This window comes from Streptomyces sp. NPDC000345 (genome assembly GCF_042898825.1).
In the GTDB taxonomy this organism is placed as follows: Bacteria; Actinomycetota; Actinomycetes; order Streptomycetales; family Streptomycetaceae; genus Streptomyces.
Window position 1 is genome coordinate 271,674 of record NZ_JBIAZE010000002.1, and the last position, 11,943, is coordinate 283,616.

General features: G+C 73.6%; 12 protein-coding genes and 1 pseudogene. 7 read left to right on the forward strand and 6 right to left on the reverse strand.

The genetic code is table 11. The features are described 5' to 3' along the window. Positions 1-26 precede the first annotated feature (26 nt). The 7 genes and pseudogenes from ACFY30_RS05695 (at position 27) to ACFY30_RS05725 (ending at position 7,802) form a co-directional block, all read left to right on the forward strand. Positions 27-1,910, forward strand: coding sequence for a gamma-glutamyltransferase family protein (locus ACFY30_RS05695; protein WP_390843881.1), 1,884 nt, complete (start codon positions 27-29; stop codon positions 1,908-1,910). Between the two features lie 88 nt (positions 1,911-1,998). Next, positions 1,999-2,856 (forward strand): inositol monophosphatase family protein, encoded by an 858-nt coding sequence (locus ACFY30_RS05700; protein WP_390843882.1) that lies wholly within the window; start codon positions 1,999-2,001, stop codon positions 2,854-2,856. Between the two features lie 258 nt (positions 2,857-3,114). Beyond that, a pseudogene (locus ACFY30_RS05705) lies at positions 3,115-3,216 on the forward strand (oxidoreductase); the annotation flags it as partial. Positions 3,217-3,526: 310 nt separating this feature from the next. Then, the gene (locus ACFY30_RS05710) at positions 3,527-4,939 is read left to right on the forward strand and encodes a phytoene desaturase family protein (RefSeq protein ID WP_390843884.1); all 1,413 of its coding nucleotides are present in this window, start codon (positions 3,527-3,529) and stop codon (positions 4,937-4,939) included. Positions 4,940-4,990: 51 nt separating this feature from the next. Further along, positions 4,991-5,500, forward strand: coding sequence for an O-acetyl-ADP-ribose deacetylase (locus ACFY30_RS05715; RefSeq protein WP_390843885.1), 510 nt, complete (start codon positions 4,991-4,993; stop codon positions 5,498-5,500). A gap of 153 nt (positions 5,501-5,653) precedes the next feature. Continuing rightward, positions 5,654-6,736 (forward strand): nitrous oxide reductase family maturation protein NosD, encoded by a 1,083-nt coding sequence (locus ACFY30_RS05720; protein ID WP_390843886.1) that lies wholly within the window; start codon positions 5,654-5,656, stop codon positions 6,734-6,736. 37 nt (positions 6,737-6,773) lie between these two features. Beyond that, positions 6,774-7,802: a methyltransferase gene (locus ACFY30_RS05725; RefSeq protein ID WP_390843887.1), complete on the forward strand. Its 1,029-nt coding sequence runs from the start codon at positions 6,774-6,776 to the stop codon at positions 7,800-7,802. An 84-nt stretch (positions 7,803-7,886) separates the two neighbouring features. Here the strand turns inward: ACFY30_RS05725 and ACFY30_RS05730 are convergent, their stop codons facing one another. From ACFY30_RS05730 to ACFY30_RS05755, 6 genes are read right to left on the reverse strand one after another with little or no spacing between them, the layout of a single operon-like run. Beyond that, positions 7,887-8,210, reverse strand: a complete 324-nt coding sequence (locus tag ACFY30_RS05730; protein WP_390658833.1) for a TcmI family type II polyketide cyclase — start codon at positions 8,208-8,210, stop codon at positions 7,887-7,889. A 22-nt stretch (positions 8,211-8,232) separates the two neighbouring features. Next, positions 8,233-8,712, reverse strand: a complete 480-nt coding sequence (locus tag ACFY30_RS05735; RefSeq protein ID WP_390843888.1) for an SRPBCC family protein — start codon at positions 8,710-8,712, stop codon at positions 8,233-8,235. Position 8,713: 1 nt separating this feature from the next. Next, positions 8,714-8,971 carry an acyl carrier protein gene (locus ACFY30_RS05740; protein ID WP_390843889.1) on the reverse strand — a complete coding sequence of 86 codons (258 nt, stop codon included), beginning with the start codon at positions 8,969-8,971 and terminating at the stop codon, positions 8,714-8,716. A 30-nt stretch (positions 8,972-9,001) separates the two neighbouring features. Beyond that, positions 9,002-10,255, reverse strand: a complete 1,254-nt coding sequence (locus ACFY30_RS05745) for a ketosynthase chain-length factor (protein ID WP_390843891.1) — start codon at positions 10,253-10,255, stop codon at positions 9,002-9,004. Then, the gene (locus tag ACFY30_RS05750; protein WP_390843892.1) at positions 10,252-11,520 is read right to left on the reverse strand and encodes a beta-ketoacyl-[acyl-carrier-protein] synthase family protein; all 1,269 of its coding nucleotides are present in this window, start codon (positions 11,518-11,520) and stop codon (positions 10,252-10,254) included. The genes ACFY30_RS05745 and ACFY30_RS05750 overlap by 4 nt, the downstream gene beginning before the upstream one ends. Further along, positions 11,517-11,918: a cupin domain-containing protein gene (locus ACFY30_RS05755; protein ID WP_390843893.1), complete on the reverse strand. Its 402-nt coding sequence runs from the start codon at positions 11,916-11,918 to the stop codon at positions 11,517-11,519. Before ACFY30_RS05755 ends, ACFY30_RS05750 begins: the two co-directional genes overlap by 4 nt. Between the last annotated feature and the right edge of the window lie 25 nt (positions 11,919-11,943).

The window sequence follows — 11,943 nt, forward strand, 5'->3', positions numbered from 1 at the left end:
TCGGCGCGCCACCAGCGAGGTGAGAGATGAGCTTCACCACCCGGCCCACCCTCCAGGGCACCTTCGGCATGGTGTCGTCCACGCACTGGCTGGCCTCGCAGTCGGCGATGGCCGTGCTGGAGGACGGAGGCAACGCGTACGACGCCGCCGTGGCCGGGGCGTTCGTGCTGCACGTCGTCGAGCCGCATCTCAACGGGCCGGCCGGCGAGGCCCCGATCCTGCTCGCCCCGGCGGGCGGCGAGGTACGGGTGCTGTGCGGGCAGGGCGTGGCACCGGCGGGCGCGACGGTCGCGCACTACCGGGGACTCGGCCTGGACCTCGTACCGGGCACGGGTCCGCTGGCCGCCGCGGTGCCCGGCGCGTTCGACGCCTGGATGGTCCTGCTGCGCGACCACGGGACCAAGGACCTCGCCGACGTCCTGAAGTACGCCGTCGGGTACGCCGAGCACGGGCACCCGCCCGTGGAGAACGTCGGCGCGACCGTCGAGACGGTACGGGAACTGTTCGAGACGGAGTGGACGTCGTCGGCCGCGGTGTACCTGCCGGGCGGGAAGGCGCCGCGGGCCGGCGCACTCCTGCGCAACCCCGCCCTCGCCGCCACCTGGAAGCGGCTTCTCGCCGAGACCGCCGGGGCCGGGGACCGCGAGGCGCGGATCGAGGCCGCGCGACAGGTGTGGCGGAGCGGCTTCGTCGCCGAGGCGCTGCTCCGGCAGGCCGCCCGGCCCACCCTCGACACCAGCGGCGAGCGCCACACCGGCACCCTCACGGCCGCCGACCTCGCCGGCTGGTCCGCGGGCTACGAGGCGCCGGCGACGTACGACTGGAACGGCTGGACCGTGTGCAAGGCCGGCCCCTGGAGCCAGGGCCCCGCCCTGCTCCAGCAGCTCGCCCTGCTCCCGCCCGAGCTGCCCGCGTACGGCTCCGCGGAGTACGTCCATCTGCTGGTCGAGGGCTGCAAGCTCGCCATGGCCGACCGGGAGGCCTGGTACGGCGACGCGGCCGACGTCCCGCTGGCCGAGCTGCTGTCGGACGCCTACAACGCCGGGCGCCGGTCCCTCGTCGGCGACGAGGCGTCCCACGAACTGCGGCCCGGCAGCCCGGGCGGCCGCACCCCCCGGCTGAGCGCGCACGCGTACGTCGTCGCCGACGACGGCCCCGGCTTCGACCCGATGGGCGCCGGCGAGCCGACCGTCGCCCAGGGCCCCGCCTCGCCGGTGCCGGGGGAGCCGGAGGCGGGCGGCGGGGCACGCGCGCGTGCGGACGCGGCGACCCCGGGCGGGCCCGGCGTCCGCGCGGACGGCCTCACCCGGGGCGACACCTGCCACCTCGACGTCGTCGACCGCTGGGGCAACATGGTCGCGGCCACCCCCAGCGGCGGCTGGCTGCAGTCCAACCCGGTCGTGCCCGAACTGGGCTTCCCGCTCGGCACCCGGCTGCAGATGACCTGGCTGGAGGAGGGACTGCCCAACTCCCTCACACCGGGCCGCCGCCCCCGCACCACCCTCACCCCCTCCCTCGCCCTGCGCGAGGGGGCGGCGGTGCTGGCGTTCGGCACGCCCGGCGGTGACCAGCAGGACCAGTGGCAGCTGCACTTCTTCCTCTCCGTCGCCCTCCGCTCCCGCGTGCGCGGCGGTCTCGACCTCCAGGGCGCGATCGACGCCCCGAACTGGCACAACGACTCCTTCCCCGGCTCCTTCTACCCGCGCGGCATGCGGCCGGGCAGCGTCACGGTGGAGTCCCGGACGCCGACGGAGGTGGTGGAGGGGCTGCGCCGGCGCGGGCACGACGTGACCGTCGGCGACCCCTGGTCGGAGGGACGGCTGTGCGCCGTCGCCCGCGACCCGCGGACCGGGATCCTGTCGGCGGCCGCGAACCCGCGGGGGATGCAAGGGTACGCGGTGGGCCGCTGAACTCGGCGTACTCGTTCTTCATCCCGATTCCGCCTGGAGTGCACCGGCGGGGTGGGGATTGTCAGTGGGGCGTGCTCTCATGGAGGGCATGATCGAAGACAAGGAAACCATCGACGAGTTTCTCGCCCGCCGCTCGGCGGACGTGGAGGAGGCACTGCGCAAGGCCGCCGAGGCCGAGATCATGCCCCGCTTCCGGCAGCTCGCCGCGCACGAGGTCGACCAGAAGAACGGCCCGCACGACCTGGTGACCGACGCCGACCGGGGCGCCGAGCTGTTCCTCACCGACGCCCTCGCCGCCCTGCTGCCCGGCTCGGTCGTCGTCGGCGAGGAGGCGGTCCACGCCAACCCGGCGACGTACGAGGCGATACAGGGCGACGCCCCGGTCTGGATCGTCGACCCCGTCGACGGCACCCGCCAGTTCGTGCACGGTGACGACGGCTTCTGCACCCTGGTCGCCCTCGCCCACCACGGCGTCCTGCGCGGCTCCTGGACGTACGCCCCGGCCCGCGACCTGTTCGCCACCGCCGTGCGCGGCGGCGGCGCCTTCCTCGACGGCGAGCGGCTGTTCGCCGGGCCGCCCGCCCCCGGCCGCGACCTCGTGGTGGCCACCTCCCACCCCGACTACACCACCGACGAGCAGAAGCGCGCCCTGCTGGCCCTGCGCACGGACGGCGTCGCACCCCGCCCCTGCGGATCGGCCGGCCTGGAGTATCTCGCCATAGCCCGGGGCGAGTTGGACGCCACGGCCTTCTCCTGGGAGGCCGCCTGGGACCACGCGGCCGGACTGCTCCTCGTCGAGGAGGCGGGCGGCGCCCATCTGACCCTCACCGGCGAACCGTTCCGCATCACCGGCGGCAACTCCCTGCCCTTCACCGCGGCCCGCGACGCAGCGACGGCCCGCCGGGTGGCGAGCCTGCTGGCGGGAACGGGGCCTACGGCGGGCTGACGGGGCCCCACGGGCGGGGGTGTGGTGCACCGAGGGCGGGTGCCCGCAGGGCTGACGGGGGCGTGCCCGGCGTGCGCCCTCGTCAGGCTGAGGCACCTGCCGGGCCGTCCGGGGCAGGTGCCGGCCGGGGGAGGTGACGGCTTGCGGGCTCGGGCCCCCTGACGTGCCGGTGGCGCAGGCCACGACAGGTCTGGGTCCGGCGGGCCGGCCTGGACCGTCTTGAGCGGCCCGCCGGCGAGACCGACGACCGTGGCACCCCGCGCCCACCTGGGCGGCCGGGCCGTCACCGTCGTCTTCGACGGCGTCGGCGGGGCCGTCGCCCGCGAGGCCGTCGGACTCCTCGGCCCCGGGGGCGGACACCGGCGGAAGCCGCGACAGGGTGCGGTCCGGCGGCCTGGCGGCGGAAACCGCGACGGGTTTCGGAGCCGCCGCAGATCCGGGTCCGGGCGGGCTGACGGCTGGTGCCCCGAAGCGGGTCCTCGGCGCGTCGGGGGCGTCTGCCCCGGCGGGCGCCGGGCGCGGGGCCCGTCCGGAGGCTTCGGCGGGCCGGTTCTGGGCGTCTCGGGCCGGGCCGGGCCGAGGGGGCTGTCGTACCACCGGCATATCCTGGCCCCGGAGGCCGCCGGGCTGCGGGGGCCACCCGCTGACGAAGGGGTCGGAAGTGCCGTCGATGCTCGATGCGGTCGTGGTGGGGGCGGGGCCCAACGGGCTGACCGCCGCGGTGGAGCTGGCCAGGCGCGGTTTCTCGGTGGCGCTCTTCGAGGCGCGCGACACCGTGGGCGGGGGAGCCCGCACCGAGGAACTCACCCTGCCGGGCTTCCGCCACGACCCCTGCTCCGCCGCCCACCCCCTCGGCATCAACTCACCCGCGTTCCGCGCCCTGCCCCTGGAGCGCTACGGCCTTGAGTGGCTGCACGCCGAACTGCCCATGGCGCACCCGTTCCCCGACGGCTCCGCCGCCGTGCTGTCCCGCTCCGTCGCCGAGACCGCCGCGTCCTTCGGGCCCCGCGACGCGGGCGCGTACCGCCGGCTCGTCGAGCCCTTCCTGCCCCGCTGGGACACCCTCGCCCGCGACTTCATGTCCCTCCCCCTCACCGCGCTCCCGCGCGACCCGGTCACCCTGGCCCGCTTCGGCCTGGCCGGCCTGCCCCCGTCCACCTGGCTGGCCCGCCGCTTCCGCGACGAACCGGCCAAGACCCTCTTCGCCGGTCTCGTCGCCCACGTCATGTCCCCGCTCAACGGCCTCGCCACCGGCGCCATCGGCCTGGTCTTCGCCCTCGCCGCGCACGCCCGCGGCTGGCCCGTGGCCCGCGGCGGCTCCCAGGCCATCTCCGACGCCCTCGCCGGGTATCTGCGGGACCTCGGCGGCAGCGTCCACACCGACTACGAGGTCAAGCGCCTCGACGACCTGCCCCCGGCCCGCGCGTACGTCTTCGACACCTCGCCCACCGCCCTCGCCCGCATCGCCGGCTTCGGCAGCCACTACGCCCGGTTCCGCTACGGCGCCGCCGCCTTCAAGGTCGACTACGCGCTCGACGGACCGGTGCCCTGGACCGCGCCGGAGGCACGGGTGGCCGGGACCGTGCAGATCGGCGCGGACAGCGCGGAGATCGGCGCGGCCCTGCGCGCCGCGTCCCGGGAGGGCCGCGCACCCGAGCGGCCCTTCCTGATCACGGTCCAGCCCGGCGTCGCCGACCCCACCCGCGCCCCGGCCGGCAAGCAGGTGTTCTGGGCCTACGGGCACGTCCCCAACGGCTGGACCGGCGACCTCACGGACGCCATCGAACGCCAACTGGAGCGCTTCGCCCCGGGATTCCGCGACCGCGTCCTCGCCCGCGCCGTCGCCGGCCCCGCCGAACTCGCCGCCCGCAACGCCAACTACGTCGGCGGTGACATCGCCACCGGCGCGGCCACCGGTCTCCAGCTGCTGCTGCGGCCCCGGCTGTCCCTGTTCCCCTACTCGACCCCGCATCCGGCCGTGTTCATCTGCTCCTCGGCCACTCCTCCGGGCCCGGGGGTGCACGGCATGTCGGGCCACAACGCGGCCAAGGCCGTGTGGCGCAGACTGCGCGAGCAGGGCTGACGCCGGCCGGTCATGCGGGTCCGCCGGTCACGGCTGCTGGTATACACAGGCATGACCACCATCACGCTCGTCCGGGGCGACATCACCGACCAGTCCGTGGACGCCATCGTCAACGCGGCGAACTCCTCGCTCCTCGGCGGCGGTGGCGTGGACGGCGCCATCCACCGCAGGGGCGGCCCCGCGATCCTCGCCGACTGCCGTCGGCTGCGCGCCTCCCACTACGGCAAGGGCCTGCCCACCGGCCAGGCGGTCGCCACGACCGCGGGCGACCTGGACGCGCGCTGGGTGATCCACACCGTGGGCCCCGTGTACGGCGCGAGCGAGGACCGCTCCGCACTGCTGGCCTCCTGCTACCGCGAGTCCCTGCGGGTCGCGGACGAACTGGGCGCCCGCACGGTAGCGTTCCCCGCCGTCTCGGCGGGCATCTACGGCTGGCCGATGGGCGACGCCGCCCGGATCGCGGTGGAGACGGTCAGGACGACGCGGACGCAGGTCGACGAGGTGAGGTTCGTACTGTTCGACGAGCGGGCCTACGAGGCGTTCGGGGAGCGGGTCGGGTGAGCTCGGGGGGAGCAGGTCCGGTGCGCCGGGAGAGGCGGAGCCGGTGCGGGACGCGCCGTCCGACGCCGGACCCGTCGTGCGACCCCGAGGGTGACACGCCGCCGGACGGCTCATCCACCGGATCAGGTTGAATTCGGGCATATTGTCTGGAATATGACGAAATGCCATGCTCTGTATCTGGCGTGCACCGCCGCGATCGTCGGGACGGGGCTCGGTGCCGCCCCGGCGGCCGCCGGTCCCGCCCCCCGGGCACCGCACGCGATCCGTGTGGTCCTGCCGGGACAGTCGATCCAGAAGGCGGTGGACGCGGCCGCCCCCGGCGACACCGTCTTCCTGACCCCCGGCCTCTACCGCGAGAGCGTCACCATCGCCAAGAGCGGGGTGACCCTGCGCGGCGCGGGCCACGACACGGTGCTCCAGCCGGCCCCGGCCAAGAACAAGGCCGCGAACACCTGTGCCGCGGAAGGCAACGGCATCTGCGTGACCGGCACGAAGGACCACAAGCTCAGGGGCGTCACCCTCACCTCCCTGACCGTCTCCGGGTTCACCAAGAACGGTGTCTACGCCACGGCCACCGACAGGCTGACCGTACGCAACGTCACCGCGGAGAAGAACGGCGTCTGGGGCATCGCCACCGAGGCCTCGGTGCGCACGCTGCTGCGGGGCAACACCGCCCGCGCCAACGGCGACGCCGGCCTGTTCCTCGCCAACACGGTCAAGGAGGAGCAGGGCGCCACCGACACCAGGGGCACACGGGTCCTCGACAACCGGCTGGAGGGCAACCGGATCGGCGTCACCGTCCGCCGGCTGCGCGAGCTCACCGTCGCGGGCAACACCATGACCGGCAACTGCGCGGCCGTCTTCGTCGTCGGCGACGAGAACAAGCCGAAGGCCGGCCACGTCACCGTCCGCGACAACCGCATCACCCGCAACAACAAGTCCTGCCCGAAGACCGCCCGGCTGGACGCCCTCCAGGGCTCCGGCATCGTCCTGACCGGCGCCGAGGACAGCGTGATCACCCGCAACGTGATCACCGACAACGTCGGCGGCTCCCCGCTCTCCGGCGGCATCGTCCTGTTCAAGAGCTTCGTCGGCACCACCAGCGAGCGGAACCGGATCAGCGACAACGTGCTGCGCGGCAACTCGCCGGCCGACCTCGTCGTCACCGACACCGGCAAGGGCAACACCTTCAAGGGCAACTCCTGCAAGGCCTCCAAGCCCGCGGGCCTGTGCTGACCTGACCCCCCACCCAGAAGAGGAAGGAAGGCGGCACATGACGACCGCTCAAAGCGCCCCGCCCCCACCCATGCGGCTACGGGAGCTCGTGTTCGGGGCGGCATGTGCCGCCGCCCTGCGCGCCTGCGCCCGGCTGGGCGTCGCCGACGCCCTCGGGGACGGCCCGATGACCGTGGAGGACCTCGCGGCCGCGGTGAAGGCCGAGCCGAAGCCGCTGCGCCGGCTGCTGCGGGCCCTGTCCTGCCACGGCGTCTTCGCCGAGCGCCCCGACGGCACGTTCACCCACACCGACATGTCCCGGCTGCTGCGCGAGGACGACCCGCACAGCCTGCGCAACATCGCCCTGTGGTGCACCGAACCGTGGACCTGGGACGCCTGGCCCAAGCTCGACGAGGCGGTGCGCACCGGCCACAACGTCGTGGAGGACCTCTACGGCAAGGAGTTCTTCACCTATCTCAACGAGGACGCCCCCGAGTCCGCCGAGGTCTTCAACCGGGCGATGACCACGTCCAGCGAGCAGTCGGCCCGGGAGGTCGCGGCCCTCCTCGACCTGTCCGGCAGCACCTCGGTCGCCGACCTCGGCGGCGGCCAGGGCCACGTGGTGGCCAGCCTGCTCGACAAGTACCCGGCGATGCGGGGCGCCCTGCTCGACCTGCCCCGTGTGGTCGAGAACGCCCTGCCCCGGCTGCGCGAGGGCGGCGACCTCGCGCACCGCACCCGGATCGTGCCCGGTGACGTCCGCGCGGCCGTACCCGTCAAGGCCGACGTCTACGTCATCAAGAACATCCTGGAGTGGGACGACGAGTCCACGGCCCGGACCCTCGCCAACGTCATCGGGACGGGCGGCCCCGGAACCCGGGTCGTCGTCATCGAGAACCTCGTCGACGACACGCCCTCGATGCGCTTCAGCACCGCCATGGACCTGCTGCTGCTCCTCAACGTCGGCGGCGCGAAGCACACCACCGAGAGCATGGTGAGCCGGCTGACCGACGCGGGCCTGGTGATCGACGACATCCGGCCGGTCAACCCCTATCTGCACGCGTTCGACTGCCACGTCCCCGGCTGAGCCGGACGCCCCGAAACCACCGGTCGCCGGGCCCGCAGCGTCGCGGACCCGGCGACCGGTGACGTCGGCGGGGATCAGCCGGCGTCAATCGCGCTCCCAGAGGTAGAAGCGCTGCGCCATCGCGTCCTTGGGGGACCGCCAGGTCTGCGGGTCGTACGCGCTGACGTACGCCGACAGACGCTCGCTGACGCCCCGGAACTCGGGATGATCCGTCACCTTGGCGATGGCCGGTCCCGGATCGCGCTCGGACTCGATCAGATGCAGGTAGACGTCGCCGAACTGGAAGAGGCTGCGCCGGGCGACCCCGACGAGGTGCGGCAGCTCTCCCCGGTCCGACTCCTCGAACACCTTGGCGATGTCCGGAGCGGAACCCGGGGCCATACGGGCGACGATCAGGGCTTGGTGCATGGGGGACTGTCCTCCGTCCGGCTCAGTCGGTCAGGCCCGGCGTGGCTCCGCGCTCGGCGGCGGCCTTCTCGATGCGGTCCCGGATCAGGGCCATCTGGACCTTGGAGTTCCGGTTGATGTTGTCGGTCATCCACGCGTCGTCGACCGGCGCGTCCGGCTTCATCGCGAAGTCCTGCGTCCAGATCATCCGCACCCCGGCCGGGACCTCCTCGTACCGCCAGTGGATGTCCATGTGCGCGAACGGCCCGGTCTCGACCCGGCGCGCCCGGACGGTGAGCGCGTCGCGGTCCGGCTCCCGCTCGGAGACCCAGCTCCAGACCTTGCCGTTCTCGTCCGGGTGCATGGTCAGCCGGAAGGTGGTCTTGCGCCCCTCCCGGGACAGGATCTCCACGGAGGCGTACTCGCTGAACAGCCGCGGCCAGTTCTCCAGGTCGTTGGTGATGTCCCAGACCAGGTCCAGCGGGGCGGCGATGGTGATCTCGTTCTGCGTGTGTCCGGTCATCTCACGCCCCCGCCGGCAGCGCGCTGTTCACCAGATCCAGGAACTGCCGGGGCGTCTTGCAACGCTCCGCGTCCGGCGGCATCGGGGCGCCGTACCGGTTCTCCAGCTCGCCCACGATGCCCAGCAGGCCGAGCGAGTCGATGCCGAGCTCGTCGAAACCGGTGTCGGACCGCTCCTGGAGCTCGGCCGGCGGGACGGTGATCCCGGCGGCCTTCTTCATCAGCTCGGACAGCTCTTCCACGGTGATGTGGTCACTCATACGGTTCCACTCCTTCTGTTCTGCGGCGCCTCACCAGGAGGCGTGGGCGGCGCCGTGCCGCAGCACCAGCGCCGAGTTCGAGCCCATGAGGCCCCGGCTGAGGACCAGCGCCGTGCGCATCTCGACGGCACGGGCACGGACGGTCACCAGATCGAGGTCATGGCAGATGTCGAAGACATGGGGGGTGGGCGGGATCAGGCCGTGCTCCATCGCGAGCACCGCGGCCGCCGTGTCCAGCACCGGCGCCCCGCCGTAGGCCCGGCCGATGCCGGTCTTCGGCGCGGTGACCGGCACCTTCCGGCCGTGCGCCCCGAGGACGTCGGCGATCGCGAGGGCCTCGGCCCGGTCCGCCTCCGGCACACCGAGGGCGTCGGCGAAGACCACGTCGATCTCCTCCGGGGCACAGCCCGCCTCGTCCAGCGCGCCCCGGACGGCCTGGGCGAGTCCCTCCCGGGACGCCTCCCAGCGGCCGGCCCCGGTGAACGTCGCCGCGTGCCCCTCCAGGGTGGCCCGGACCCGCGCCCCCCGCTCGCGCGCCGAGCGCTCCGACTCCACGACGAACATGGCACCGCCCTCGGCGGGCACGAACCCGCACGCGGAGTCGGTGAACGGGCGGTAGGCCCGATCCGGCTCCTCGACGGTGCTCAGCTCGTCGTAGCCGAGCTGGCAGACCACCGAGTACGGGGCGAGCGGCGCCTCGGTCGATCCGGTCACCAGCACGTCGGTGCCCCGTCGCACCGCCCGCGCCGCGTGCGCGAGGGCGTCCAGGCCGCCCGCCTCGTCGGCGGCGACCACCGAGCAGGGGCCCTTGAAGCCGCGGCGGATGGAGATCTGACCGGTGCTCGCCGCGTAGAACCAGGCGATCGACTGGTACGGCCCGACGAACCGGCTGCCCTTGCCCCACAGCTGCTGCAGCTCGCGCTGCCCGAACTCGCCGCCGCCGGATCCGGCCGCGGTGACGACGCCCACCGAGTACGGGGCGTCGGCGGTGTCGGCCTGCCCGAGCCGGGCGTCCTCCAGCGCCAGGTCGGCCGCGGCCATCGCGAAGTGCGTGAACCGGTCCGTCTGCACGAGGAAGCGCTCCTCGACGGCGGCCGCCGGGTCGAAGCCGCGGACCTCGCCGGCCACCCGCAGCGGCAGGTGCTCGCACCCCTCGCGGGTCACCCGGTCCAGGACGCTGATGCCCTCCTGCGTGGCCTTCCAGAAGGCCTGGGTGCTGGTTCCGTTGGGCGCTACCACACCGATTCCGGTGACGGCGGCGCGCCGTGGATGCGGTTCGCTCATCGTGTCCTCTCCCTCGGCCGGGTCAGGACCACCGCGGACTGGAACCCGCCGAACCCGCTGCCCACGGACAGCACGCTGTTCAGCGTCCGCTCGCGCGCGACCCGCGGCACGTAGTCCAGGTCGCACTCGGGGTCGGGGGTCTCGTAGTTCGCGGTGGGCGGTACCACCTGGTGGGCCACGGCCAGGACGCAGGCGACGACCTCGATCGCGCCGATCGCGCCGAGCGAGTGACCCACCATGGACTTGATGGAGCTCATGGGGGTGGCGTAGGCGTGCTGCCCCAGGGCCCGCTTCACGGCGGCCGTCTCATGACGGTCGTTCTGCTGGGTGCCCGACCCGTGGGCGTTGACGTAGTCGATGGCCGTCGGGTCGAGACGGGCGTGGTCCAGGGCGAACTCGATCGCCCGGGCCATCTCCAGGCCCTCCTTGGTCAGGCCGGTCATGTGGTAGGCGTTGCCGAAGGTGGCGTAGCCGGCCAGCTCGCAGTACACCCGCGCGCCGCGGGCCCTGGCGTGTTCCAGCTCCTCCAGCACGAGGACGGCACCGCCCTCGCCCATGACGAAGCCGTTGCGGTCGGCGTCGAAGGGGCGCGAGGCGTGGGCCGGGTCGTCGTTGTTCGGCGACGTCGCCTTGATCGCGTCGAAGCACGCCATCGTGATGGGGGAGATCGGTGAGTCCGACGCACCGGCTATGCAGACGTCGGCCCGGCCCTCCTCGATCGTGTGGAAGGCGTACCCCACGGCGTCGAGCCCCGAGGTGCAGCCGGTGGAGACGGTCTGCACGGGACCGCGCGCCTCGAACCGCTCGGCCACCGTGGCCGCGAGGGTGGCGGGCGTGAACGCGCGGTGCAGATGCGACTCCGCCTGCCGGTGGTCCACGTCCCAGCGCTGACCGCGGTGGCTGACCAGCACGTAGTCGTGTTCCAGACGGGTGGTGCCACCGACCGCGGTGCCCAGCGACACGCCGACCCGCCACGGGTCCTCCCGGCCCAGGTCGAGGCCGGCGTCGCGCACCGCCTCCGCCCCGGCGACCAGCGCGAACTGTATGTACCGGTCGCTCCGGGCGATCTCCCCGGCGTCCAGCCCGTGGGCCGCCGGGTCGAAGTCGCACTCGGCGGCGATCCGGGACCGCAGGCCCGCCGGGTCGAAGAAGGTGATGCCCCGTGTCGCGGTCCGCCCGTGCGAGAGCAGGTCCCAGAACGCCGGTGCGCCGATGCCGCCCGGGGCGACGACACCTATGCCGGTCACCGCCACGCGCCTGCTCATGAGACGACCCCGGCGGTCTCCTCGGTGTCGACGTGACCGAGCGGCGGGCTCGGGGCCAGCGGCCCGAGGTGGAAGACGATCCGCGCCTCCACCTTGCCGACGTTGCGGAAGCGGTGACGCATGTGCATCGGGATCAGCAGCCCCTGCTCCGGCTGGAGCGGCTGGGGCTCACCGTCCAGGTCGACCTCGAGCTGCCCGCAGACGACGTACACGAACTCCTCGGAGTACGGGTGGTAGTGCTCGCCGATGCGGTCGCCGGGCTGGATGATGGCCACGCCCATGAAACCGCTGGTGGAGCCGACCGTGGCCGGGGTGAGCATGGCGCGCAGGTCGCCACCGCGCCGGGTGTTGGGCTCGACCTCGCTGAGATCCACGATTCTGGGACGGGAATTGATCACGACGTTGCTCCGATCGTGTGCTGGG